Below are 25944 nucleotides of genomic sequence, written 5' to 3'. Positions count from 1 at the left end.
GGCCGGGACCCGGTGCGTCAGGTATCCACAACCCCGGTCATACGATCACAGTGGCGCGGAACAGCGTGCCCGTGCCCGAGATCTCCGCCGTCTCGCCGGCCGGGACGAAGACCGACTGCCCCGGGTTCAGCCGGTACTCGGCCGCCCGGACCGAACCGGCCGTGCAGAGCAGGATCTGCGGGGTGTCACGGGTGAGGTCGCGGGCGGGGCCGCCCTCGGGGAGGACGTACCGGGAGAGGCGGAACTCGTCGATCGGCGTCTCGTAGACCTCTTCGCCGGCCGGGGAGGACTCGGGGCGCAGGACGCCCGGGTCGCCGGCCTCGAAGCGGACGATGCGCAGGAGTTCGGGGACGTCGACGTGCTTGGGGGTCAGGCCGCAGCGCAGGACGTTGTCGGAGTTCGCCATGATTTCGACGCCGAGGCCGTTCAGGTACGCGTGCGGGATGCCGGCGCCGAGGAACAGGGCCTCGCCGGGCTGCAGGCGGACGTGGTTCAGCAGCATGGCCGCGATGACGCCGGGGTCGCCCGGGTAGTGCTGGGCGATCTCGGCGTAGGGGGTGTAGTCGCCGCCGAGGCGGGCGCAGGCGTCAGCGGCCTCGGCGACCGTGCGCGCCATCTCCTCGGGGTCGGCGGTGAGGATCGCGGTGAGGACCTCGCGCAGGGCCGCGTCCTCGGGCTGGGCGTGCAGCAGGTCGACGTACGGCTTGAGGGTGGCGACGCCGAGTCCGTCCAGCAGGTCGGCGGCCCGGGCCGGGTCGCGGAAGCCGCACAGGCCGTCGAACTCGGTGAGGGCGCAGATGAGTTCGGGCTTGTGGTTGGCGTCCTTGTAGTTGCGGTGCGGGGCGTCGACCGGGATGCCGCGGCGCTCCTCGTCGGCGTAACCCTCCTTGGCCTGCTCCAGGTCGGGGTGCACCTGGAGGGAGAGGGGCGCGCCGGCGGCGAGGATCTTGAGGAGGAAGGGCAGGTGCGGGCCGAACTTCGCCACGGCCGCCTTGCCCAGCTCGGCCTCCGGGTCCGCGTCGATGGCCTCGACGAGCGTCCCGCGCTCGGTGCGCGAGGGGGCGCCCGGGTGCGCGCCCATCCACATCTCCGCCTGCGGTTCAGCGGTCGGCTCGACGCCGAGGAGGTGCGGGATGGCGGTGGGGGAACCCCAGGCGTAGGGGCGGATGGTGTTGTCGAGGCGGTCCATGTGTCTTCTCTGTCTCCGTATGTACGGCTGCTCAGCCGGCGCCGGCGGTGGCGCCGGCCGCCGCGCTGTCGTTCGGGCTGCCGGCTGACCCGCTGTGGGGGGCCGCGCTGTCGTGCTGGGGTGGGCGCGGGTCGTGCGGCCCGGAGTAAACATCAGGCCCCGGAAGCGAGCGCCAGGTAAACAGCGGCGAAATCCGTGACGGCGATCAGTTCCGCGAGGGTCTCCAGTTCGCCGCCCTCCTCCGGTTCGAGCTCGCTGATCGGCGTGTCGTGGCTCAGGGCGAGGTCACGGGCGGCCGGAGCGGCGGTCAGGCCGCCGATCGGGCGGTCGCGCAGCAGCACTACGCGCGCGTGCAGCGCGGGTGGCTCCTCGACGCGGTCGCGGAAGAAGTCGTCCGGGTCGGCACTGGCGGCCAGCGGGCCGGCCAGCAGGGCGCTGTGCGCGGAGAGCGCCTCGGGGAGTTCCGCGACGAGCGCGGGGCGGCCGGCGAGTTCGGCGAGGGCGGCGACGAAACGGCGCCCGGCGGGGCCCGCCGCGGCCCCTTCCGTCCACACCACGGGGAGCGCGTCGGCGAGTTCGGCGGCCAGGGTCTTGGCCGGGTTGCTGTACGTCGCGATGGCGGGTCCGCACCGCTCGGCGATGTGGTCCAGCCGGTCGGCGACCTTCTCCAGGGCCTCCGGCGGGGCGCTGAGCAGTCCGACCCGGTCCAGCAGCGCGAGCAGCGGGGTGAGCAGCGCCCAGAAGACGCCCGGGGAGGACGCGGCGAGCGGTTCGTCGTGGTCGTACGGCGCTGTCGCCATCGGTACGAAGAGGCCGTGGGCGCCGGAGACGGCCTCCGCGAGCGGGGTGCCGGGCGGGGCGACGGCGACCAGTGAGCAGCCTCGGCGGTAGGCCTGGTCGGCGAGGAGGGAGAGGCTGGGTTCGGTGCCGTCCGGGGTGGCGATCAGGAGCAGGTCGACGGAGCCGGCCCAGCCCGGGAGTTCCCAGCGCAGGGCGCCCGCGGCCGGGGCGACGCCGGTCGGGGCCAGGCGGACGACGGGGCTGCCGACGCCGGCCAGTGTGCCGAGGAGGTCGGCCGTGTGGGTGGCGGCGGCGCCCGGGCCGGCGATGAGGACGGCGCGGGGGCGGCCGTCGGGCTTGAGGTCGCCGATGCCGGCCTCGCCGGCGTGCCGGACGGCGGTGCGGACGCGGGCGCCGGCCTCGGCGGCGCCGCGCAGCAGGCCTCGGCGGTCGGCCGCGGCGAGGCCCTCCGGGGTGTCGAGCAGCGATTCGTCCAGCATGGGCGGTTGCCTCCGATCGCCGGGGGTCCTGTGCGGAGTGGGTCCTGTAAGGAGTGGTTCCTGAACGGGGGTGGGCCCCGTACGGGGTGACGCCTTGGCGTTACGCCGGGCGGCGGGCCTCGTCCACGAGGAGGACCGGGATGTCGTCGCGGACCGGGTAGGCGAGGCCGCAGTCCTGGCCGGTGCAGATCAGCTCGGTGTCCTGCTCCTTGAGAGGGGCGTGGCAGGCCGGGCAGGCGAGGATCTCCAGGAGGCCGGCTTCGAGCGGCATGGGGTGTCCCTTCGGGGGCTGAGGTTTCTTTGGCCGCTGGTCAGCGTACCGCTGTTGGCCGGGCCGAGCTGGGCTCTCGGCACTGCCCCAGGGGGCTCCGCCCCGGCCTGTGCCGTCCACCACCCGACCCGGTCGGCTGAAAGGCGCGCCCACGGCACCATGACTCGGCCGGCCGGCAGGCGCGGTCCCGGCGCGGCGACGCGGCCGGCTGATAGGCAAAGTCACGCCGCCACGGCCCGGACGCCCAGAGGGCAAAGCCACGACGCCGTGACCCGGGCGGCCGGAGGAGGGGACCACGGCACCGTGATCCGGGCGGCCGGAGGAGGGGACCACGGCACCGTGGCTCGGGCGCCTGGAAGGCGTGGCCACCGCTCCGTGCCCGGGCGGCCGGAAGACGGGGCCACGGCACCACACTCGGGCTGCCGAAGGGCGTGGGCGGGGTGCCGGGGCCGGTGGGGTGGAGAGGGGCCGTGGGTTCAGGACCTGATGATGGCGAGGGCCTCGTCCCTGATCTTGGTCATCGTCGCCTCGTCCTTCGCCTCCGCGTTCAGGCGGAGGAGGGGCTCGGTGTTGGAGGGGCGGACGTTGAACCACCAGTCGGGGGCCGCGACGGTGAGGCCGTCGAGGTCGTCCAGGGTGACGTCGGCGCGGTCCTGGTACGCGGAGCGGATCGCGGCGAGGCGGGCGGACTGGTCGGCGACGGTGGAGTTGATCTCGCCGGAGCCGACGTAGCGGTCGTACTGGGCGACGAGCGAGGACAGGGCACCGTCCTGGCCGCCGAGGGCGGCCAGGACGTGCAGGGCGGCAAGCATGCCCGTGTCCGCGTTCCAGAAGTCCTTGAAGTAGTAGTGCGCGGAGTGCTCGCCGCCGAAGATCGCGCCGGAGCGGGCCATCTCGGCCTTGATGAAGGAGTGGCCGACACGGGTGCGGACCGGGGTCCCCCCGTTTTCCTTCACGACCTCCGGGACCGTACGGGACGTGATGAGGTTGTGGATGATCGTGCCCTTGCCTCCGTGGCGGGCGAGTTCGCGGGCGGCGACCAGCGCGGTGATCGCGGACGGGGAGACCGGGTCGCCGTGCTCGTCCACGACGAAGCACCGGTCGGCGTCGCCGTCGAAGGCGATGCCGAGGTCCGCGCCCTCCGCCGGGACACGCTTCTGCAGGTCCACGAGGTTGGCCGGGTCGAGCGGGTTGGCCTCGTGGTTGGGGAAGGTGCCGTCCAGTTCGAAGTACATCGGGACGAGGGTCAGGGGCAGGCCGGCGAAGACGGACGGGACCGTGTGGCCGCCCATGCCGTTGCCGGCGTCGACCACGACCTTCAGCGGGCGGATGGAGGTCAGGTCGACGAGCGAGCGGAGGTGCGCCGCGTAGTCGTCCAACGTCTCACGGGTGGTCAGGGTTCCCGGCCGGGCGACGGGTTCCGGCGCGCCCGACTCCAGCCAGCGCTCGACCAGTTCGCGGATCTGGGTGAGGCCGGTGTCCTGGCCGACCGGGGCGGCACCCGCTCGGCACAGCTTGATGCCGTTGTACTGGGCCGGGTTGTGGGAGGCGGTGAACATGGCGCCGGGCAGGTTCAGCGCGCCCGAGGCGTAGTACAGCTGGTCCGTGGAGCACAGGCCGATCTCGGTGACGTCGACGCCGCGGTCCGCCGCGCCGCGCGCGAAGGCGCGGGACAGGCCGGGGGACGAGGGCCGCATGTCGTGGCCGACGACGATCGCCGCCGCACCCGTCACCTCCGCGAAGGCGGCGCCGAAGAGCCCGGCCAGTGACTCGTCCCACTGGTCCGGAACCACTCCGCGTACGTCGTACGCCTTCACGATCTGCGACAGATCAGCAGCCACAGCCAACCCTCCTGAAAGTCCTATGTGTGCCCACAAACTACCCGTCCGGGGTAAGGGGCGGGTGTGCGGACACCGGGTGGAGGCCCAGTCGTAACCAGCGGTGGGGTGCCGTGGGCCGGCTTGACGGGCGAAGTGGTGGCTCAGTTGTCCGGGGAGCGCAGGACGCGGAGGTGGCCGCGGCGGGCGACTTCCATGGGGTCCGCCGTACGGGCTCCGCCGCCGCCCGCCCCGGCCGCGCGCTCCTGGGGGCGGGCCGCCTCGCGTACGGCGTTGGCAAGCGCTTCCAGATCGTCTCCGCTGGGCCGCGCGGGAGCGGAGCCGTCGAGGAGGCGCACGACCTCCCAGCCGCGGGGGGCGGTGAGGCGCTCGGAGTGCTCGGCGCACAGGTCGTAACAGTGCGGTTCGGCGTAGGTGGCGAGCGGGCCGAGGACCGCGGTCGAGTCGGCGTAGACGTACGTCAGCGTCGCGACGGCGGGTCGGCCGCAGGCGGTTCGCGAACAGCGACGTACAGGGCTCACGACGTTGGACGGTACCGCACTCTTGAGCGGGCCGCGACGACTCTCCACCACGTCACTCCACTGTGTCGTGTTGTGAAACACCCCACACACCCCTTCGGGGAGGCCCTGTTGACCTGCGCGGACGGCTTTTCGTTGGGTTTTGGCCGCGACTCTATACGGTCATGAGCCGGTACAAACACCGTCAATTGCCTTGAGTTCGGCGGTCTTGGAGGGTTACGGAAACGAGCCAGACGTTGGCTGGAATGGTCATCCTGCGACACAGGTTGGAGGAGGCCGATCGGATTCGCATACGGCCGATCGGCGGCGGGCTGATCGGCGGGAACCTGGCCGGCCCGGGGGAAGGCGGCCGGCAGGGGCGGGGCGGGGGGTGAGTGAGGGGTGTGGCCGGGCGTGGGCTGCCGTGTGGGGCCGGGCAGGCGGAGCGTGCGGGGACTAGGCTTCCCCCAGTGATGGACAACCGTGTACCGCCCCGTGCCGCCGGCCCCGGGCCCCGTCGCCGTGATCGCCACGGGCGGGGCATGCGGGGGCCGATCGCGCCGCCGCAGGTGCCGCTGGCGGCAAGTCGTGCCGATGTGTTCGCCGACCTGGTGCAGGACTCCGTGGAGCGGCTCGAGCGGCGGTGGCCGCAGCTGGCCGACATCGACTTCCTCGTGCTGGAGGTGCCTCGGCTGGAGGGGCGCGCGGAGCCGGCGTGGAGTGACGAGGCCGTGCCGTTGGGCGGGGTCGTTCCGGCGCAGGAGGGGCGGCGGGCGCGGGTGGTCGTGTACCGGCGGCCGGTGGAGATCCGTACCAAGGGGCGGGACGAGCGGGCCGCGCTGGTGCACGAGGTGGTCGTGGAGCAGGTGGCCGAGCTGCTCGGACTGACGCCGGAGACCGTGGATCCGCGGTACGGGGAGGACTAGGCTGCGGGCCGCTGCGGGGCTACGGCGGTGTGAGGTGCCTCTGCCGCATGGGTGCGCTGTGCTGTGGCTGGGCGGAGTGGGCTCGGGCTCTGCCGGACGCGCCGGCAAGGTGCCCGGCGCTGCTGCTGGACGACGGGGCGTTTCACTTGCCCGCGCCGGCAGGGTGCCGCTGCGCTGCCACTGCGCGACGGGATGTCTCGCTCGCCCGCGCCGGCGGGGTGCCTTCCCCAGGGGGTGCCCCCCAGCGCACACGCCGCCCCTGGCGGCACGACTGCCCGCAGCCACGGCGGCGTGACAGCCGCAGCCACGGCGCGGCTGCCCGCAGTCGCCCGCGCGCCCGCGCCGCAGCCGCGCTGCGAAGCGCCGCCCCTCACTTCTGCAGGACCGACAGATCCTCCGTCGTCTTCGGCACCGCCACCATGCCGCGGTCGTTCGGCAGGGTCTGGATGGTGAAGCCGGGGACTCCGGACTCGGTGGCGGAGAGGGTGCGGGAGGCGTAGACCGGGCCGCCGGAGACGGGTTCGACGGTGAGGGCGTAGGTGCCCTGCAAGGCGGAGGGGACGGGGAACGGCACGTTCTCGGTGGTACCGGACTTGATCGTGTACGTCTTCGTCGTCGCCGTACCGCCCTCGCTGCCCGCCGAGGCGGTCACCTTGACCGTCGCCGTGCCGGTGGGCGCGGTCAGGGCGAGGGTCGTGCCCTTGGCGCTGTTGTCGGCCGCCGTCGCGCGCGTGCCGACGGGGGCGGTGGCCGGGATGAAGGCCGTCTCCTGCTTGTCGCCCTTGCCGCGGACCACCCGGAGGGCCGCCACGACCGGGACCGACTGGTCGGTGGGTGTGAGGACCAGGGAGCCGGCCTGGCCGCGGGTCACGTCGCCGAGGTCGGCGGTGGTCGTCATGCCCGACTTCACGTGCAGGGTCTCGTTGCCCGCCGGGGTGATCAGGCCGTCCGGTGAGGCCAGGCGGACCTTCAGGTCGGCGTCGTCGCCGCCGGGGGTGAAGGCGATCAGGCGCACGTCGGTGGCGTCCTTCGGGATGCCGGGCAGGACCAGGCTGCCGGCCGGGTCGGCGGACGCGGCCAGCCAGTCGCCGCCCGACTTGTCGTCCAGGGCCTGCACGGACGCGCCGACCCGGCCGCTGCGCACGCTGACGTGCACGGTCAGGTCGGGCTGCCGTTCGTCGGTGAGGGTGGAGAGCAGGATCGGCTTGCTCGCGTGCGGCGGGACGGTGAGGTTCTCCCCCAGGGGCGCCTTGATCGCGCCGTCCTTGCCGTAGAGCTCGATGTCGACGACCGCGGCCGAGTCGTCGGGGTTGGTCAGGTGCACGTAGTCGGTGCGGTCGGCGGACGTGCTGGCTCCGGGGAACCAGAAATCGGTGTCGGCGGCCGTGCAGTTGACGCCCTGGAGGCCGCGGCCGGTGCCGGCGGCCACCTCGGTGGTCTCCTGGACGGTCCAGCCGGGGGCGAACTTCCCGTCGGCGGTGCCGATGAGCGCGGGCGTGTCGGCACCGGAGGTGTCACCGGTGGCCGGAGTGCCCGGCGCCTTCGGGGCGATCACCGGCTGGCCGGCGGTCTTCTTCCCGCCCTTGGACCCCTTGGAGCTCTTGCCGGTCTGCGAGTTGTCCGTGCCGTCGCCCGACTGCTCCTGCGCCGCTTGGAGTTGCGCCTTGCCGCTGCTCGCCGTGCCCTGGGTGACGGGCGTGAACGACGTGTACGACGTGTCGGCGATGTCCGAGATGCTCGGTGCCGGGCAGAGCAGGCTGGTGCGCTCCACCGGGAGGTTCGCGGCCGCCTTCGGAGCGGAGGCGCCGGACGCGGACGGGCCGTCGAACGCGGCGAAGGCCGTGACGGCGGCCAGCGCGGTGGTGGCGGCGATCAGGGACAGGGTGGTGCGGTTCACTGCTGGCTCCCGTCGGGGCGCTCGCTACCGGTGCCGTGGGGGTGCTGGGCCGGGTCGTAGCCCTGCTGGGCGGGGTCGTACGCCGGGTCGTAGCCCTGCTGGTACGCCGTCGGGTCGTACGGCATCTGGTCTGCCGTACCGCCGTAGGCGTACGGGTCGTACTGGCCCGTCTGGTAGGGGTCGGCGGCCGGGTAGGCCTGCTGGTCGTAGCCGGAGGGCTGGTACTGGCCGCCGTCCTGGTACTGGTCGGCTCCGTAGGCGTATCCCGCGTTCGCGTAGGAGGCGGCCTGGTCCCAGTCGTCGTAGGACTGCTGGTGCGGCACGGCGGCCGGGGGCTCCTCCGGAAGCGGTGGTGCGGCCGGCTGCTCGTCGCCGGCCTGCTCCTCGGCCTGGGCGCGCAGGCGGCGGGCGCGGCGGCCCTCGCCGGCGGCGGCCTCGGCGGGCGGCGGCTCCTCCTCCGGGAGGTCGTCGTCGACGTCGCGGCGGCGGCCGGGCAGGGCGAGGACGACCAGGACGACGGCGAGCGCGCCCTGGGCCCACAGCCAGGCGGTGTGGGTGATCGGGTCGTCGTAGGTGACGTCCAGCTTCCCGCCGCCGGAGGGCAGTTGGAAGCCTTGGGCCCAGCCGTCGACCGTGGTACGGGTGAGCGGCTTGCCGTCCAGGGTGGCCGTCCAGCCGTCGGAGACGGTGTCGGCCAGGCGCAGGACGCGGCCGGCGGCGCCGGACGGGACCGTCGTGTGGATCTCCACCGGTCCGGCACTGACCGGCTGGGCGGTGCCCGAGCCGCCGGCGGGGACGATGGTGGCGCGGGAGACCTCCTGGTCGACCCGCCACAGGGCACTGCCGTTCTGCTGGCTGAGCCGGGACAGGCCGGGGGTGGTGTCGAGGACGCGGGTGATGTCGCGGGGCGCGCCCTTGTGGACGAGGACGTACCGCACGGCGAAGCCGCCGAGTTCGTCGGCCTGGTCGGCGCCCGAGCCGGCGATCAGGTTGGCGACGACCTTGTCCAGCCGGGTGTTCTCGCCGTCGGCGGCGCTGACCTCGGCATCGCCCATCCGGGCGCCGGAGCCGCGGACCAGGGTGTAGCGCACGCGCGCGGTGGAGTCGCTGTCCAGGATCAGGGTGCGGGCCCGGTCGCCGGTGGTGGAGTCCTCTGCGACGAACGCGGGCACCTGGGTCGGGTCGCGGCGCTCCAGGGGGCCGTCGGCGCCGCGGACCATCCAGCCGGCGGCGACGAGCAGCGGGCCCGCGGCGCAGGCCAAGGCGATCAGGGCGGCGACGGGCTGGCGCCAGCCGAAGCTCTGCTCGGCCACACGCGCGCGTGCGCCGTCGGCACCGAGGGTGGCGGCGGCCAGCAGCGCGATGCCGTAGACGAGGGTGGCCGGTCCGGCCCAGGCGGACCTGTTGGACAGGACGGCGAAGACGAGGCCGGCCAGGGCGACCACCCAGGCGGTACGGATGGCCGGCTGCCGCTCGGAGCGCAGCAGCGCGGCGAGGGCGGCCAGGACGATGCCGATGAGCGTCAGGCCCTGCAGGGTGCCGGGGCCACCGGGGCTGGCGCCGAGCAGGTCGAGCGCGGAGGCGGCCGAGGCGCCGTAGGGCAGGCCGGCTTCCTTGAAGAAGCCCGTCGGGAGCAGGGTCAGCGACCAGGGGGCGAGGACCAGCAGCGGGGTGCCGAGCTGGGCGAGGAAGCGCAGGGCGTGGGCGATGAGGTCGCCGCGGCGCAGGGCGAGCACGCCGATGCCGAGGAGCAGCGCGAGCGGCCAGACGATCGGGGTGAAGGCGGTGGTGATGGTCAGCAGGAGCGCGTACGCCCACGTGGCACGCCAACTGCCGCGTGCGCCGGAACGGTTCGCGAGGCCGCTTGCGGCGACGCCCGCGCGCGCGATGAGCGGCAGCAGCACGGCGAGTACGGCGGTGCCGATGCGGCCGCCGGCCAGGGCGCCGGTGGTGGCGGGCAGGAAGGCGTAGGCGATGGCCGCCCAGGCGCGCAGCAGCCGGGAGGTGACGAGCGGCCGGGAGGCGAAGTAGGCGGTGAATCCGGCGAGCGGGACCGAGGCGACCAGCAGGACGGTGACGGCGAGCCCGGTGGAGCCGAACAGGATCGTGGCGAGGGTCGCGATGAGCGCCAGGTAGGGCGGGGCGGACGAGGTGCCGCCCGCGCCCACCGGCTGCCAGGAGTCCGCGAAGCGGGACCACAGCTCGCCGGCGTCGGCCGGGGCGGGCAGCAGGGCGCCGCCCGCGAGCGCGCCGCCGCCTAGCAGGGCGCGGCAGGCGGCCAGGGAGATGAGGAGCAGGACGAGGAAGAGCACGGGGCCGGGCTTGCGGGCGATCCGCTTGAGCCGGGCGAACTGCTCGATCTCCAGGAATTCGGCGTCGTCGCCGCCGGGTCCGGACTCCACGGCCCCGCCGTGCCGGCCGGCCGAGGCGGTGTCGGTGTCGGAACCGCTGGTGAAGTTGGCGGCGAGCTGCTCCACGGTGGCACGGATGGTGGCGCCGGGCGGCGGGAGGAGCTGACGCAGTTCGCCCTTGTCGATCTGCGAGGGTCCGCGGCGGCGCCGCGCGGCGATGATCCGCTCCGGGCGCAGCAGGGTGCCGAGCAGGCCGCGGATCTCGTCGACGGCCTGGCCGGGCACCTTGCCGACGAGATAGGCGACGGTCCTCAGGACGGTGCCGACCACGAGTCGCAGCAGCACCCAGGGCAGCGCGGATCCGCGGGTGTTGGCGAGCAGCGTGTAGACGGCGCCGGCCTTGTCGACCTTGTGCGGGGAGGCGGCGGTGCGGCCCATGCAGTCGACGGCGCGGCGCTCGCGGGAAGCGGCCTCGGCGTGCCGCACGACCGCGTCGGGGGCGATCAGGACGCGGTGGCCCGCGGTGTGGGCGCGCCAGCACAGGTCGACGTCGTCGCGCATCAGGGGCAGCCGGCGGTCGAAGCCGCCGAGCTGTTCGAAGACGTCGCGGCGGACGAGCATGCCGGCGGTGGAGACGGACAGCACGGTGCGCACGTGGTCGTGCTGTCCCTGGTCCTGTTCGCGGCGGTCCAGGCCGGTCCAGCGGCGGCCGGAGTTGGCGATGGAGACGCCGACCTCCAGCAGTTGCCGGCGGTCGTACCAGCCGCGCAGCTTGGGGCCGACGACCGCCACGTCGGCGCGGCCCAGCTCCAGTTCGTTGTCGACGACCCGCAGCAGCTCGGCCAGGGCCTCGGGTTCGGGGGCGCAGTCGTCGTGCAGCAGCCAGAGCCACTGGATGGGCTCGCCGTACGGCAGTTCGGGCATGTCGTAGGCGTCGTCGCGCCAGGTGCGCGTGACAGGGTCCCAGCCGCTGGGGCGCTTGAGGTACGGCAGCTCCTCGGGGGTGAGAACCGGCGTGGTGCGGACGGCCTCCTCGACGGCCTGGCCGAAGCCGGTGCGGCGGGCGAGGTGCAGGACGTTGGCATCGCCGAGGGCGTCGGTGAGCAGCCGGGCGGAGTCGTCCGCGCTGCCGGTGTCGGCGGCGACCGCGTACTGGACGGGGCGCTCCTGGCCGAGGACCCCGGCGAGGGCGTCGGGCAGCCAGCGGGCGCCGTCGTGGGAGACGAGGACCGCGGTCACCACATGACGCGGGAACTCAGGTGTGGCAGCCGAGTCTTGGGCTGCCGTATGGCTGTGCACGGACATCGAGGTACGGGCCCCGGTTCGATGGACTGCGGTGGACACCCGTGCCCTCTCGTGGGCCGAGGGGACAGCGGGGCGTCTCGGACGAGCGACCACACTATCGGCTGACCATGACGACGGCCCGCCGCCTGTGGATAACCCACCGGCGACGGGCCGTTCGTGATGATTTGGTGTGGATGTGTGGTCAGACGGCGGCCTTCTTCAGCCGGCGGCGCTCCCGCTCGGACAGGCCGCCCCAGATCCCGAAACGCTCGTCGTTGGCAAGGGCGTACTCGAGGCACTCGGAGCGGACCTCGCAGGCGAGGCAGACCTTCTTCGCCTCTCTGGTGGAGCCGCCCTTCTCGGGGAAGAAGGACTCGGGGTCGGTCTGGGCGCACAGCGCGCGCTCCTGCCAGCCGAGTTCCTCGTCCGCGTCGTCGACCAGCAGTTGCTGCACCAGCTCGGTCATGTGCGCCCCTCGTCTGTCTTTCGCGTCCCCGTGCGTTGCCGTTACCGATTTCGGCTGAACGACACGAGTGAAATTACAAGTGTGCTGCTCCGGGCGAGTCAAGCCGAGATCTGCTATTGGGCCCGTTATTCACTCTGCGGAACCAAGGCCTTGCAGAAAGTGTTCAAATCGCCATAAACCGCGACATGCAGACGAGGCCGGAGGGGCGCCGGAACCCCGTACGGACATCTATACGGAGAAGGACGCCCTGGCGTTCGATCACGTTCCGCGAGGCTTGAGCGCCTGGATGTGCCCCATGTGTCCCGGCATCCCGGTGAACAAACCTTTCACCTGACAGATGAACCGGATGAGGTGAAACCGGTCCACATCGCGGGCGCCGAGTTGACACTGCGGGTGTGAACCGATGTCCTAGTGGGCATGCTCGCGCACTCGGCACTCACCTCGACCCGCACCGCCGGGTCCCATGGTGCTGCCCGGGCCCGCTGTAGCTGTTGTCGCTGTTCCAGCTGTTGAGCCACACCCCTCGCTCCAGCTGCGGGCCGTGTCCCCCCGTGACCCGGTTTCCGTTCCCCTTCCCCGTTCCCCCCGGCCTTCTCTCACCGAGGAACCACCGCACCCCATGAACAGCGACAACGACCTCCAGATCGCCGGCGACATCCTCGAAGTCCCGCACCTGCTCCAGCCGCCGCGCGAGCACCCGGCCACCGTTGCCGAGTTCGTGGGCCTCGCCCGCTCGATCGCCGCCGACCGCGCCCAGTGGGCGCACCTGGTCCGCTACGACGCCACCACCCGCTGGTACCACCGGCTGCGCACCGGGCCGGGCTACGAGGTGTGGCTGCTGTCCTGGGTGCCGGGACAGGGCAGCGGGCTGCACGACCACGGCCGCTCCTCCGGCGTCCTGACCGTCCTGGAGGGCACGCTCACCGAGCGCACCGAACGCGGCACGCGCGCGTTGACGGCGGGAGGCGTGCAGGGCCACCCGCTCGAGCGCAGCCGAGAGTGCGAGAGGGTGTTCGCGCCGGGGTACGTCCACGAGGTCGTCAACGACACCCTGGAGCCGGCGGTCAGCCTCCACGTGTACTACCCGGGCCTGACGCAGATGCCGATGCACACCGCCCCGCACTGCGAGGCGCACTCCCGGCCGCGTTCGGTGACTGCCTGACGCGTTGTCGTACCCGCCTGCAAGACTTGGTCCCATGCGCATTGTGGTTCTGGCAGGCGGCATCGGCGGTGCCCGTTTCCTGCGCGGTCTGAAGCGGGCCGTGCCGGACGCGGACGTCACGGTGATCGGCAACACCGGCGACGACATCCATCTCTTCGGGCTCAAGGTCTGCCCGGACCTCGACACGGTGATGTACACGCTGGGCGGCGGCATCAACGAGGAGCAGGGCTGGGGACGGGCCGACGAGACGTTCCACCTCAAGCAGGAACTGGCGGCCTACGGGGTCGGGCCGGACTGGTTCGGCCTCGGCGACCGGGACTTCGCCACGCACATCGTGCGTACACAGATGCTCGGCGCGGGCTATCCGCTCAGCGCCGTCACCGAGGCGCTGTGCGACCGCTGGAAGCCGGGCGTGAAGCTGATCCCGATGACCGACGACCGCGTGGAGACGCACGTGGCGGTCGAGGTGGACGGCGAGCGCAAGGCGGTCCACTTCCAGGAGTACTGGGTGCGGCTGCGGGCCTCGGTCCCGGCGCAGGCGGTCGTGCCGGTCGGCGCCGAGCAGGCCAAGCCGGCGCCGGGCGTGCTGGAGGCCATCGCCCAGGCGGACGTCATCCTCTTCCCGCCGTCCAACCCGGTCGTGTCGATCGGCACCATCCTCGCCGTGCCCGGCATCCGGGAGGCGATCGCGGACGCGGGCGTGCCCGTGATCGGCCTGTCCCCCATCGTCGGGGACGCGCCCGTGCGCGGGATGGCCGACAAGGTGCTCGCCGCGGTCGGCGTGGAGTCCACGGCCGCCGCGGTCGCCGAGCACTACGGCTCCGGCCTGCTGGACGGCTGGCTTGTGGACACCGTGGACGCGGCCGCGGTCGAGCGGGTCGAGGCGGACGGGATCCGCTGCCGGGCCGTACCGCTGATGATGACCGACGTCGACGCGACCGCGCAGATGGCGCGGGAGGCGCTGACGCTGGCCGAGGAGGTGCGGGAAGCGTGAGCGAGGAGCGCCCGGAGTTCACGGTCCGGGCCCTGTCGGGCATCCCCGAGGTGCAGCCGGGCGACGACCTGGCCAAGCTGATCGCCGCGGCCGAGCCGGGCCTGGCCGACGGGGATGTGCTGCTCGTCACCTCCAAGATCGTCTCCAAGGCGGAGGGCCGGATCGTCCGGGCCGACGACCGGGAGGCGGCCATCGACGCCGAGACGGTCCGGGTCGTGGCCCAGCGCGGCGCGCTGCGCATCGTGGAGAACCGGCAGGGCCTGGTCATGGCCGCCGCCGGGGTCGACGCCTCCAACACCCCGGCGGGCACCGTGCTGTTGCTGCCCGAGGACCCGGACGCGTCGGCGCGCGCGATCCGCGCGGGTCTGCGCCAGGCCCTCGGCGTCGATGTCGGTGTGGTCGTCACCGACACCTTCGGGCGGCCCTGGCGCGCGGGCCTCACGGACGTGGCGATCGGCGCCGCCGGCGTGCGCGTGCTGGACGATCTGCGCGGCGGCACGGACGCGCACGGCAATCCGCTCAGCGCGACGATCGTGGCCACGGCGGACGAACTGGCCGCCGCCGGTGACCTGGTGAAGGGCAAGGCCGCCGGGCGCCCGGTGGCCGTGGTGCGCGGGCTGCCGCAGGTGCTGGCACCGGAGGACGGCGCGGGCGCGCGGGCACTGGTGCGGACCGCGCGGGACGACATGTTCCGGCTCGGCACGTCCGAGGCGGTCCGGGAGGCGGTGACCCAGCGGCGCACGGTCCGGGCCTTCACCGGCGAGCCCGTGGATCCCGGCGCGGTACGGCGCGCGGTGGCGGCGGCGGTGACGGCACCGGCCCCGCACCACACCACACCGTGGCGGTTCGTCCTGCTGGAGTCGGCGGAGTCCCGGACCCGGCTGCTCGACGCGATGCGCGAGGCCTGGATCGCCGACCTGCGCCGGGACGGCAAGAGCGAGGAGTCCGTCGCGAAGCGGGTGCGCCGCGGGGACGTCCTGCGCCACGCGCCCTACCTGGTCGTGCCGTGCCTCGTCATGGACGGCTCGCACCACTACGGGGACACGCGGCGGGACGGCGCCGAGCGGGACATGTTCGTCGTCGCGATGGGCGCGGGCGTGCAGAACCTGCTGGTCGCGCTCGCCGGTGAGCGGCTGGGCTCGGCATGGGTGTCGTCCACGATGTTCTGCCGGGACGTGGTGCGCGAGGTGCTCGCGCTGCCCGCGGACTGGGAGCCGATGGGCGCGGTGGCGGTCGGCCATCCGGCCGAGGAGCCGAGACCGCGGCCGGAGCGGGACGCGGAGGCGTTCGTCGAGGTGCGGTGAGTTCGGCCTACGCGGCCGGTGGCCCGCGTACGACCGCCTAGTCTCGTAGCACGGCACCGGCTCCCCCAGGGTCTCGTCGGGCCCCTTCCGTAGAGGATCCCATCCGTGGCAGGACGATTCGCTCAGCGGCCCACCCGTACGACCGTGCGCGGGGGCCATGCCGGCGTACCCGCGGGCGCCTCAGCGGGGATACCGCGGCAGGCGGCGGCTCCGGCGCGGGTACGGCGGTGGGTGCCGGACGGGCCGCTCGATCTCGGGCTGGTACTCGGACCGTTGCGGCGTGGACCCGCCGACCCCACCTTCCGGGCCACCGCGGACGGTTCCGTGTGGCGTGCGTGCCGCACGCCCGCCGGGCCGGGCACGCTGCGGGTGCGGGCGTACGGCGGTGAGGTGCTCGGCCAGGCGTGGGGGCCCGGGACGGAGTGGCTGCTGGACCGGCTGCCCCAGTGGCTCGGCGCGGCCGACGAGCCGGAGGCGTTCGTGCCCCGGCACCGGGTGGTGGCGCTGTCGCGGCATCGGCGGCCGGGCTTGCGGCTGACGAGGACCGGGCTGGTGCTGGAGTCCCTGATCCCGTCGGTGCTGGAGCAGAAGGTCACGACCGACGAGGCGTACCGGGCGTGGCGGTTGCTGGTGCGGAGGTTCGGCGAGCCGGCGCCGGGACCCGCGGGGGCCGGCGAGCGGCCGATGTTCGTGATGCCGGCGGCCCGGACCTGGGCGCTGATTCCCTCCTGGGAGTGGCATCGGGCCGGGGTCGACGACAAGCGGGCGTCGACGATTCTGCGGGCCGTGCGGGTCGCCGCGCGGCTGGAGCAGGCGGTGGGGATGCCGGCGGTCGAGGCGCAGGCGCGGTTGGAAGTCGTGCCGGGGGTGGGGCCCTGGACATCGGCCGAGGTGGTGCAGCGCAGTCACGGGGCGGCGGATGCGGTGACGGTCGGGGACCTGCATCTGCCGGGGATCGTGGGGTGGGCGTTGGCGGGCGATCGCCATGCCGACGACGCGGTGATGCTGCGCCTGCTGGAGCCGTATGCCGGGCAGCGGCACCGGGCGGTGCGGTTCATTCTGCTGAGCGGGAAGGTGCCTGCGCGCAGGGCGCCGAAGATGCCTCGGGTGGACATCGGGTTGCTCTGAGAGTGGCCTGGGCCGTGGCTGGGCGACAGGGCGTTCCGCTGGGCCGCGCCGGCGGGGCGCCTCCCCCCGGAGGGGGACCGCCGGCGTCCGCCCGTGCCGTCCGGCGACCCCCAGGCCCGTAAGGCATGTGGGGGCACGACTGCCCGCTGCTGGGGCGGTGGACGGCCGCTGCCCGCGGGCGGAAGGGCCCGCGGAACCGCCGCTGGAGACTGCGGCCCGGGGCGCAGCCCCCTGGGGGCTGCGCCCGTCAGCGCTTACTGGTCGGAGGAGAAGCGGAGCGCCCCCGCGGGGATGTGGGCGTCGCACCACACCCGTACGCCCTCGCGGAGCTCGTTGTCCGGGCCGACGATCGCGCCGTCGCCGATGACCGTGCCGGTGAGGACCGAGCGTTCGCCGACGCGGGCCCTCGCGCCGATGAGGGAGTCGGTGATGACGGCGCCCGGTTCGATGACGGCTCCGGGGAGGATCGTGGAGCCGAAGATCCGCGCGCCCTCGGCCACGAACGCACCCTCGCCGACCACGGTGCCGCCGGTCAGCTTGGCGTCCGGCGCGACGGTGGCCGTGGGAAGGATCAGGCGGTCGCCGCAGCGGCCCGGCACGGCCGGGGACGGGGCGCGGCCCAGGACCAGGTCGGCCGAGCCGCGGACGAACGCCGCCGGGGTGCCGAGGTCCAGCCAGTACGTGGAGTCGACCATGCCCTGGAGATGTGCGCCCGCCGCGAGGAGGTCGGGGAAGGTCTCGCGCTCCACGGACACCGGGCGGCCCAGCGGGATCGTGTCGATGACCGAGCGGCGGAAGACGTACGCCCCCGCGTTGATCTGGTCGGTGACGATCTCCTCCGGCGTCTGCGGCTTCTCCAGGAAGGCGAGGACGCGGCCGGTCTCGTCCGTGGGGACCAGGCCGTAGGCCCTCGGGTCCGTCACCTTCGTCAGGTGCAGGGAGACATCGGCCGACGTCGACTCGTGCGTGTCCACCAGCGCCCTGATGTCCAGGCCCGTCAGGATGTCGCCGTTGAAGATCAGCACCGGATCGTCGGGGCCGGAGCGCAGACGCGAGGCGACGTTGCGGATGGCACCGCCGGTGCCGAGCGGCTCCTCCTCCGTCACGTACTCGATGTGCAGGCCCAGGGAGGAGCCGTCGCCGAAGTACGGCTCGAAGACCTCGGCCAGATAGCTCGTGGCGAGCACGATGTGGTCCACGCCCGCCGCCCTGGCGCGCGCCAGCTGGTGCGTGAGGAACGGCACCCCGGCGGCCGGGACCATGGGCTTGGGCGTGTGCACCGTGAGCGGACGCAGCCGGGTGCCTCTGCCGCCGACCAGGAGGATCGCTTCTGTCACCTGTCGTCTCTGCTTCCTGCCGGGACCGGCGGAACTACTCGTTTCACTCGTTTCGGCCGGTCAGTGTATGCAGACCGTAGCGGCGGCACCCTTGACAACCACTCCGTTTCCCACGAGATCGGTGAGAGAACGGTGTGAGACGGCGAGTCCCCCGGCGACGGCACCGAACGCGCGCCCGGGCCGGCTCAGCGCCCCTGGTAGCGCGCCGCGCCGGAACGGGCCGTACCGAGCTTGGCGTAAAGCCGCTTGCCGGGGCACTCGGTGGCGAACCCGTCCCGATGGCCGGAGATCACGTTCAGTCGTACCTTCTTACCTTTGGGGTAGAGGTTGCCACCGCCCGACGTGAGATATGTCTTGCCACGCGGATTGGTCCCGTAGAGCCCGAGCTTCCACGCGGTGAGCCGGGCGACGGCCCGCACGGCGGCGCTCGACGGCTTCGTCGCGCCATACGTGCCGATCACGCCGATGCCCATGCTGTTGCCGTTGAAGCCGAGGGTGTGCGCGCCGAGGACCGCCTTCGCCACGCCGCCGGCCCGGCCCTCGTAAACGGTTCCGCACTTGTCGACGAGGAAGTTGTAGCCGATGTCCCGCCAGCCCGTGCTCGTGACGTGGTAGCGGTAGATACTGCGGATGACGGAGGGGGTCTGCGAGCAGGCGTAGTTGTTGCCCGAGGCCGTGTGGTGCACGAAGACGGCCTTGATCTGCTTCGAGTACGCGAACCCCGGTTCGCGCAGTGACTCGTCCGCGCCCCAGCCGCGGCGGGTGACGATCCGCGGGCGCGACCCGATGTGCGGCTTTCCCCGCACCGGGCCCTGGAGGCGGGCGAGTTCCCGCTCGGTGGCCCGCTTGCCCAGGGCGGGGATCTCCCGGGCGCCGAAGTGGGCGATGCCGGTGTTGGCGGCCGAGGCGGCCCGCGCCGCGTCCGTGTCCAGACCGGTGCGGGGCGCGTCGGCCGGCGCGCCCGGGGGCGGCGCCTCCTCGCCGGGGTCGACGAGTTCCAGGTGGAGACCGGCGGGCAGCGGGGGCTTCGGTTCCACCGCGGGACTGCGTTGTGCACCCCCGCCGACAGCGCGGACCCGTACGTCCACCCCGTCCGAGTCGCCCACCCACAGCGGTGCGGTCGCCCCGCGCACCCGTCGCGCCTCCCGTTCCGGCGTGCCCGGGTCGGCGCCGTGGTCGGCATTGTGCGTCTCGACGTCCTGCCAGCCGGACCACGTTCCCGTCCCAGCCGACCGGGTGCGCACCTGAACCCGACCGCGCAGCTCGGTGTCCGGGTCGTCCCACACGACCCCGACCAGTGAGAAGCGCTCGCCGGAGGGCCGGTACACCCCCTGCTCCGGGGCGCTGCCCAGGACACGCTCGCGGGAGAGGGGGGCGAGGGGCAGCGAGCGGGTGCGGCCCGGGACACCGGAATCGGACGGTCGTACCGCTGTTGACGGTTGTGCGGGTACGGCGGTCGCGGGCAGCGCCGGCAGCGGAAGTGCGAGGGCCGTGGCGCAGGCGACGCCGATCGAGGGCGCGGCGAGCGACGGGACACCGAGGGACGAGGTCAGGAATCCACGCATGTCCATGATCGTGGACATACTCGTACACATCTGTCCAACGATGAACTGACGGCCCGTCGGAGACCGTTCCGCCGAACCGGTGGCCCCGCCGAACCCGGCGCCCACCGGCCCGCGCGTACCCTGTCCCGGGTGAACGCCACCGATCGCACCCCTGCCGACCTGCTGGCTTCCGCGCTCGCCGCGGACCCCGGCCGCCCGCTGGTGACCTTCTACGACGACGCCACGGGCGAACGCGTCGAACTGTCCGTGGCCACCTTCGCCAATTGGGTGGCCAAGACCGCGAATCTCCTCCAGGGCGACCTCGCCGCCGCGCCCGGCGACCGGGTCGCGCTGCTGCTGCCCGCGCACTGGCAGACGGCGGTGTGGCTGCTGGCCTGTTCGTCGGTGGGCGCGGTGGCGGACCTGGGTGGGAATCCGGCCGCGGCCGACGTCGTCGTGAGCGGGCCGGACACGCTGGACGCCGCGCGGGAGTGCCGGGGCGAGCGGGTCGCGCTGGCGCTGCGGCCGTTGGGCGGGCGGTTCCCGCAGACCCCGGACGGCTTCACCGACTACGCCGTGGAAGTGCCGGGTCAGGGGGACCGGTTCGTTCCGTTCGCCGCCGTGGATCCGGAGGAGCCGGCGCTGATCGTCGCGGGGGCGGAGTTCAGCGGGGCCGAGGTCGTCGAACGGGCCCTGGCGGACGCGCCGGAACTGGACCTGACGGGGCCCGGATCGAGGTTGTTGTCCGGGCTGTCGTACGACACCTGGGAAGGGGTCGGCGCGGGGTTGTACGCGCCGTTGGCCGTCGGCGGCTCCGTGGTGCTGTGCCGGAATCTCGACCGGCTGGACGAGGAGGGTCTCGCCAAGCGGATCGAGAGCGAGCGGGTGACTTCGGTACGCCGCTGAGCGGCAGGGCATCGGCCGTACGGCGGGTGCGGGCGCGTGGGGTCGTACGCCGCCACGTGGCGCAACCGCGTATCGGTACGGTCCCGCGCCCCCGGGCCGGCCGCCGTCGCCCGAATGGAGCAGCAAAGGGGGCTTCGGCGGCTCCGCCCCCGCCATGGTCGTAGGAGCAGGACGTGACGCTCGTACGCCGTGAGGGGGTGCCCCGCCCGTGACCGACACCGCAGGCAAGGCCCTCGGTCCCGGTCTCGGGGCCTCGGCCGCCGGGGAAGGGCTTCGGCGGCGGCGTCGGCGGCGGTGGGCGAAGGGCGTGGCGCTCGGGCTGACCGCGCTCGTCGTGGCGGCCGCGGGCACCGGCTGGGCCCTCTACGCCAAGCTCAGCAGCAACATCACGGCCGACGACGCGGCCGCCCGCGAACTGGCACGGTACGAGCGGGAGCGGCCCACCGAGCTGGTGCGGGGCGCGCAGAACATCCTGCTGATCGGGTCCGACACGCGGGCCGGGGACGGCAACGGCGCGTACGGAAGGGACCTTGGCAGCGAGCGGTCGGACACGACGATCCTGCTGCATCTGGCCGCCGACCGGCGCGGCGCCACCGCCGTGTCGCTGCCCAGGGACCTGATGGTGGACATCCCCGGCTGCCGGCAGCCGGACGGCAGCCGCAGCCGGCCGGTGTTCGCGATGTTCAACCACGCCTTCCAGGTGGGCGGTTCGGCATGCACGATCCGGACCGTCGAGAAGCTGACGGGCATTCGGATCGACCACCACGTGGTCGTGGACTTCAGCGGCTTCAAGGAGATGGTGGACGCCGTGGACGGCGTGCGGGTCTGCCTGAAGGATCCCATCGACGACAAGGCCGCCAAGCTGAAGCTGCCCGCGGGCAAGGTGGAGCTGGACGGGGAGCAGGCGCTCGGTTACGTGCGGGCCCGCAAGTCGCTCGGCACCGGCAGCGACACCGAACGCATGGAACGCCAGCAGCGGTTCCTCGCCGCGCTCGTCAGCAAGATGCAGAGCAACGACGTCCTGCTGAACCCGGTGAAGCTGTATCCGGTGCTGGACGCGGCGACCTCGGCGCTGACCACCGATCCGGACCTGGCCAGTCTGCACGGGATGTACCAGTTGGTGCGCGGCCTGCGCGACATCCCTGCCGAACGGGTGCAGTTCCTGACGGTGCCGAGGGAGTCGTACGTGTACGACGCCAACCGTGACCAACTCGTGGAGCCGGAGGCCGAGAAGCTGTTCGCCCGGCTGCGGGCCGACCAGCCCGTGGTGGTGGCCCGGAACACGCCGCAGGGGGCCGCGGAGACGGGCGGGGGGACGGACGGCGAGGACGAGCCCTCCCCCGCGCAGAGTGACCCTTCCCCCGCGCAGGGCGGCCCCTCCCCCGCGCCCACGTTCCGCGGGAACACCGCCGCCGAACACACCTGTGGGTAATGCACACATCAAGGCGCCGAACTTCCGTCCAGGAAATGAGGCGGATTGCCCAGTTGTAGGCAGGTGGAATTTGTCACCGGCGTCGCTTGACGCTGAACTGGGCGGATAGTGTGAGCGATCCGGTGCACCTGGCCACGAGGTCCGTCCTGGGGTCGTGCACTGTTTCACCGAGACCCGAGCGTCTTTGAGGGGGAAGGCGCCGCGTGGCCCCAACGGAGGATTCGGACAACCGTGGACGCGCAAGGCCGTGGGCGGGCGGACAACATCGACCCCGCAGACCAGTGGGTACTCAACCCGGACACCGGCGAATACGAACTGCGACTGAGCCCTTCCGCACCGCAGTCATCGGTTCCGGGCCCCCGCAGAGCAGCTCCCCGGGACAACGCCGGTGCGCCCCGCAGGCGTAACGACTCGGCGCCCGGCGAGGCTGGAGAGACGCGCCAGGCGCGCGGAGCCGAGGTGCCGCCGCGTGCGTCCCGGCGCCGGGCCACCGAGCCGGAGTCCCCGCAGGGGAGGCGGGCGGCCCGGAGGCCGGTGAAGAAGAAGTCGCGGGCGAAGAAGGTGCTCGCGTGGACCGCCGGCGGGACGGCGTTCGTGCTCGTCGCCATCGGCGCTGCCGGCTATCTGTACCTCAAGCACCTCGAGGGCAACGTCACCACGACGGACATCGGCAGCGCGGGCAAGAACGGCTTCAGCAAGGACGACGCCTTCAACATCCTGATCATCGGCACCGACAAGCGGACCGGGAAGGGCAACGAGGGATACGGCGACGCCAACAGCGTCGGCCACGCCGACACCAACATCCTGCTGCACGTGTCGAAGGACCGGACGAACGCGACCGCGATGAGCATTCCGCGCGACCTGGTCGTGAACATCCCGGACTGCCCGACCAAGCAGGCCGACGGCTCGACCAAGGTCATCCCCGGGTCCGACCAGGTGCGTTTCAACGAGAGTCTCGGCCAGGAGGGCCGGGACCCGGGATGCACGATGCGCACGGTGAAGGAGGTCACGGGCATCACGCCGGACCACTTCGTCATGGTCGACTTCAATGCGGTGAAGACACTGACGACCGCGGTCGGCGGCGTTGACGTGTGCCTCGCCCACGCCGTGAACGACAAGGAGTCACATCTCAAGCTGCCCGCCGGTCAGTCCAAGGTGGAGGGCGAGCAGGCACTGGCGTTCGTCCGTACCCGGCACAGCTGGGGCAACGCCGGCGACCTGGACCGCATCAAGGTGCAGCAGCAGTTCCTGGGCTCACTGATGCGCAAGATGACCTCCGGTGACACGCTCAGCGACCCGACCAAGCTGCTCAGCCTGGCGGAGGCGGCCACCAAGGCACTCACCGTCGACAAGGGCATCGGCAGTGTGACAACGCTCAAGGACGTCGCGCTGGAGCTGAAGAAGGTACCGCCGAAGAACATCTCGTTCGTGACGGTACCCGTGCTCGACAACCCGGCCGACGGGAAGTACCACAAGACGGTGATCGTCAACCCGGCGCTGGCCCCGCAGGTGTTCGACGCGATCATCAACGACGTCTCCTTCACCGAGGTGAAGAAGAAGCAGAAGGCGCAGAAGGACGCGGAGGCCGCACGCCTGAAGGGCAGCAGGTCCGCACCGTCCGACGTGCGGGTGCGGATCCTCAACGGCGGCGCCGTCGGCGGCAGCGCCCAGGAGACCCTGGACTGGCTGCAGAACAAGGAGGGCGTGCTCAAGTCGGAGAACGCGGGTAACGCGCCCGCGAGGCTGAGCAAGACCACTCTCGAGTACGCGCCCGACCAGGCGGCCCAGGCACGGGAGTTGGCGCAGCTGATGGGTCTGTCCGGCTCCGCGCTCAAGCCCGGCAAGAGCGTGACCAACTCCCAGGGACTGCCGGCGATGACGCTGACCCTCGGCAAGGACTTCAAGGGTGCGGGCGTCTCCCTCACCGCTCCGTCGAAGGCGCCGCAGGGGATCGACAAGTCCACGGCGGACAAGGTGAAGTGCGCCAGCTGACTCCGCCGGCCGTGACGGTGCCTCTGCTCACGCCCTTGGCCATCGGGGCACCGCGGGCGGCACGGCCGCCGCACATGGACCGGGTGCCGGGTGCAGACGTCAACGTCCCCTGCACTCGGCCCCGTTGACCTCCTGCGCCTCTCAGCGGGCTCTTACCCGCCTGCTGGACAATGACCCCGCGTTCAAGATCACGTGTGTCCGGGCAGCCGGGTCAGGGCTCCGCGCGCGGATGATTCCGCACCAGGCGAAGGCAAGTTCGCCTCACAGGTAACCCAACGGGTCCGTCGTGCGTCTAACCGGGGCGGGACGGGCCCGTCACACGACACACAGGGTGGGGAGGGGGCAGGGAGTTGACGCGGAGCAACGTGGGGGAGACGGCTCCTTCGGACCAGGAGGCGGTGCCACGCGGCCGGGGCGGCTCGCACACGCCGGAGGGATCCGCAGAGTCCGTCCGCCGACAACGCACGGGCGGCTCGAACACCGACCGGCGACGGCGCAGACGGCGGACGCTGCGCTGGTCCGCGACCGTGCTCGCGGTCGTCATACTCGGCACGGCCGGCGCCGGGTATCTCTACCTTCGGCATCTCAACGGCAACATCCGCAAGGGCGAGCTCCTCAGCGGCGACTCCAAGGCGAAGAAGCCCGAGCCGAACGCGGCCGGGCAGACGCCGATGAACATCCTGCTGATCGGCTCCGACAGCCGTAACAGCGACGCGGATGTGAAGCTCGGCGGCGCCAGGCAGAACCGCGGCAGCGCGCCCAACGCCGACGTGCAGATGCTCATCCACCTCTCCGCGGACCGCAAGAGCGCCGCCTTCGTCAGCATCCCGCGCGACACGCGGGTCGACATCCCCCGGTGCAAGGATCCCAAGACGGGCCAGAACTACCCGCCGGTCAACGCCCTCATCAACTCGTCACTGGGCCGCGGCGGTCCCGGCTGTACGGTGGCCACCTGGGAGAACCTCACCAAGGTCTACATCGACCACTGGATGATGGTCGACTTCGCGGGCGTGGTCGACATGGCGGACGCCATCGGGGGCGTCGACGTCTGTGTGAAGGAGAACGTCTGGGACCGGCCGACGCCGGACGCACCCGGCGGCTCCGGCCTGAAGCTGCGGGCGGGGACGTGGAACATCCAGCACACGCAGGCCCTTCAGTGGCTGCGCACCCGGCACGCCTGGGGCAGTGACCCGCTGCGCGCCAGGGCCCAGCACATGTACCTGAACTCCATGTTCCGCAAGCTGAAACAGCAGAACGTCTTCACCGACAGCGGCCGGCTCATGGACCTGGCCGAGGCGGCCACCAAGTCGCTGCAGGTCTCGGAGGAACTCGGTTCGGTCAAGAAGCTGTACGACCTGGCGATGCAGCTGAAGTCCGTGCCGACGGACCGCATCACCATGACGACGATGCCCTGGGTGGCGGACCCCGAGGACCCGCAGGCGCACGTCCTGCCGGACGGCGACAACGCCGAGAAGATGTGGCAGATGCTCCGCGACGACGTGCCCTTCGACAAGAACGGCAAGCCGGAGGCGAAGAAGAAGGCGGCCTCGCCCGCGCCGGCCAGGACCCCCTCGGTGGCCGCCGGTCAGCTGGGGGTGCTCGTGCAGAACGCCACCGGGGACTCCGCAGAGGCCCCGGTGCCCCTCCGGGCGAAGCAGATCACCGAGGCGCTGGCACAGCAGGGCTACGCGAGGGCGGCGGCCGACACCGCCGCCACGGGACTGTCCGAGAAGAAGACCCTCGTGCGGTATCCCAGCGCGGACCTCGAGGGTGACGCGCAGGCCGTCGCCAAGGCGCTCGGCATCCCGATGAGTTCCGTGACGAAGTCCACCGACGTGTCGGGGGTCACGGTGGTCGTGGGCACCGACTGGCGCACGGGTACGAGCTACCCGAAGCAGTCCCAGCCGAAGGCGGGCGACCTGCCCAGCAACTCCGACGCCATCAACGGCGCCGACAAGGGGCAGTGCATGCCTGTGTACAAGCCCTACCAGTGGTAGCCGGCTGATCGCCCTCGTGCGACACCGTGTCGAGGGGGCCCACCGCGCGTGCGGTGGGCCCCGCGGTGGCGGTGCCGGTGGCGGCGAGCGGCGGGACCGGAAGGGCCGTGACGGCGGCGCTGCTGCCGCCGAGAAGACCGCGTACGTTG

19 protein-coding genes are annotated in these 25944 nt (G+C 72.7%); 9 read left to right on the top strand and 10 right to left on the bottom strand.

The annotated features are described in order from the left end of the window. Window positions 1-37: 37 nt before the first annotated feature. The 5 genes from manA to AB0L59_RS41685 form a co-directional block, all read right to left on the bottom strand. On the bottom strand, window positions 38-1189 hold the full coding sequence (gene manA, locus AB0L59_RS41705) for a mannose-6-phosphate isomerase, class I (protein ID WP_365593282.1): 1152 nt from the start codon (window positions 1187-1189) through the stop codon (window positions 38-40). Between the two features lie 152 nt (window positions 1190-1341). Then, a complete protein-coding gene (locus AB0L59_RS41700) occupies window positions 1342-2469 on the bottom strand; it encodes an SIS domain-containing protein (RefSeq protein ID WP_365593280.1) in 1128 nt (375 codons plus the stop codon). Window positions 2470-2569: 100 nt separating this feature from the next. Then, entirely contained in the window at window positions 2570-2740 is a 171-nt protein-coding gene (locus AB0L59_RS41695) for a Trm112 family protein (RefSeq protein ID WP_133046004.1), read from the bottom strand. Window positions 2741-3216: 476 nt separating this feature from the next. Further along, window positions 3217-4581 carry a phosphomannomutase/phosphoglucomutase gene (locus AB0L59_RS41690; RefSeq protein ID WP_365593277.1) on the bottom strand — a complete coding sequence of 455 codons (1365 nt, stop codon included), beginning with the start codon at window positions 4579-4581 and terminating at the stop codon, window positions 3217-3219. Window positions 4582-4721: 140 nt separating this feature from the next. Next, entirely contained in the window at window positions 4722-5147 is a 426-nt protein-coding gene (locus AB0L59_RS41685; protein WP_323376359.1) for a DUF3499 domain-containing protein, read from the bottom strand. Window positions 5148-5617: 470 nt separating this feature from the next. Between AB0L59_RS41685 and AB0L59_RS41680 the strand changes: the two genes are divergently transcribed. After that, window positions 5618-6001, top strand: coding sequence for a metallopeptidase family protein (locus tag AB0L59_RS41680; protein WP_365593275.1), 384 nt, complete (start codon window positions 5618-5620; stop codon window positions 5999-6001). A gap of 370 nt (window positions 6002-6371) precedes the next feature. Here the strand turns inward: AB0L59_RS41680 and AB0L59_RS41675 are convergent, their stop codons facing one another. The 3 genes from AB0L59_RS41675 to AB0L59_RS41665 all read right to left on the bottom strand — a co-directional run bounded on the left by AB0L59_RS41675 (window position 6372) and on the right by AB0L59_RS41665 (window position 11999). Further along, a complete protein-coding gene (locus AB0L59_RS41675) occupies window positions 6372-7898 on the bottom strand; it encodes a DUF5719 family protein (RefSeq protein ID WP_365593272.1) in 1527 nt (508 codons plus the stop codon). Further along, entirely contained in the window at window positions 7895-11554 is a 3660-nt protein-coding gene (locus AB0L59_RS41670) for a glycosyltransferase (protein WP_365593270.1), read from the bottom strand. The genes AB0L59_RS41675 and AB0L59_RS41670 overlap by 4 nt, the downstream gene beginning before the upstream one ends. Before the next feature lie 181 nt (window positions 11555-11735). After that, entirely contained in the window at window positions 11736-11999 is a 264-nt protein-coding gene (locus AB0L59_RS41665) for a WhiB family transcriptional regulator (protein ID WP_003975777.1), read from the bottom strand. A gap of 619 nt (window positions 12000-12618) precedes the next feature. On the opposite strand from AB0L59_RS41665, the gene AB0L59_RS41660 reads away from it, so the two are divergent. From AB0L59_RS41660 to AB0L59_RS41645, 4 genes are all read left to right on the top strand, one after another. Next, entirely contained in the window at window positions 12619-13161 is a 543-nt protein-coding gene (locus AB0L59_RS41660) for a cysteine dioxygenase family protein (protein ID WP_365593267.1), read from the top strand. Window positions 13162-13195: 34 nt separating this feature from the next. Continuing rightward, window positions 13196-14155 (top strand): 2-phospho-L-lactate transferase, encoded by a 960-nt coding sequence (gene cofD, locus AB0L59_RS41655; protein ID WP_365593264.1) that lies wholly within the window; start codon window positions 13196-13198, stop codon window positions 14153-14155. Next, on the top strand, window positions 14152-15459 hold the full coding sequence (locus tag AB0L59_RS41650) for a coenzyme F420-0:L-glutamate ligase (RefSeq protein ID WP_365593261.1): 1308 nt from the start codon (window positions 14152-14154) through the stop codon (window positions 15457-15459). Before cofD ends, AB0L59_RS41650 begins: the two co-directional genes overlap by 4 nt. A gap of 105 nt (window positions 15460-15564) precedes the next feature. Further along, window positions 15565-16587: a DNA-3-methyladenine glycosylase 2 family protein gene (locus AB0L59_RS41645; RefSeq protein ID WP_365593259.1), complete on the top strand. Its 1023-nt coding sequence runs from the start codon at window positions 15565-15567 to the stop codon at window positions 16585-16587. 254 nt (window positions 16588-16841) lie between these two features. On the opposite strand, the gene AB0L59_RS41640 is transcribed toward AB0L59_RS41645, so the two are convergent. Together AB0L59_RS41640 and AB0L59_RS41635 are read right to left on the bottom strand one after the other, a co-directional pair. Next, the gene (locus AB0L59_RS41640) at window positions 16842-17924 is read right to left on the bottom strand and encodes an NDP-sugar synthase (RefSeq protein ID WP_365593256.1); all 1083 of its coding nucleotides are present in this window, start codon (window positions 17922-17924) and stop codon (window positions 16842-16844) included. Window positions 17925-18109: 185 nt separating this feature from the next. Further along, window positions 18110-19489: a peptidoglycan recognition protein gene (locus tag AB0L59_RS41635; RefSeq protein WP_365593253.1), complete on the bottom strand. Its 1380-nt coding sequence runs from the start codon at window positions 19487-19489 to the stop codon at window positions 18110-18112. Window positions 19490-19618: 129 nt separating this feature from the next. Here AB0L59_RS41635 and AB0L59_RS41630 point away from each other — a divergent pair, with 129 nt between their 5' ends. The 4 genes from AB0L59_RS41630 to AB0L59_RS41615 all read left to right on the top strand — a co-directional run bounded on the left by AB0L59_RS41630 (window position 19619) and on the right by AB0L59_RS41615 (window position 25795). Then, window positions 19619-20374 (top strand): TIGR03089 family protein, encoded by a 756-nt coding sequence (locus tag AB0L59_RS41630; protein ID WP_365593250.1) that lies wholly within the window; start codon window positions 19619-19621, stop codon window positions 20372-20374. Window positions 20375-20582: 208 nt separating this feature from the next. Further along, window positions 20583-21806, top strand: a complete 1224-nt coding sequence (locus AB0L59_RS41625; RefSeq protein WP_365593248.1) for an LCP family protein — start codon at window positions 20583-20585, stop codon at window positions 21804-21806. 231 nt (window positions 21807-22037) lie between these two features. Continuing rightward, the gene (locus AB0L59_RS41620) at window positions 22038-23798 is read left to right on the top strand and encodes an LCP family protein (protein WP_365593245.1); all 1761 of its coding nucleotides are present in this window, start codon (window positions 22038-22040) and stop codon (window positions 23796-23798) included. A 509-nt stretch (window positions 23799-24307) separates the two neighbouring features. Continuing rightward, window positions 24308-25795 (top strand): LCP family protein, encoded by a 1488-nt coding sequence (locus AB0L59_RS41615; RefSeq protein ID WP_365593298.1) that lies wholly within the window; start codon window positions 24308-24310, stop codon window positions 25793-25795. The last annotated feature ends 149 nt before the right edge of the window (window positions 25796-25944 follow it).

The organism is Streptomyces sp. NPDC052109, from assembly GCF_040680195.1.
Classification (GTDB): Bacteria; Actinomycetota; Actinomycetes; order Streptomycetales; family Streptomycetaceae; genus Streptomyces.
This window is presented reverse-complemented; position numbering and strand designations above follow the sequence as displayed.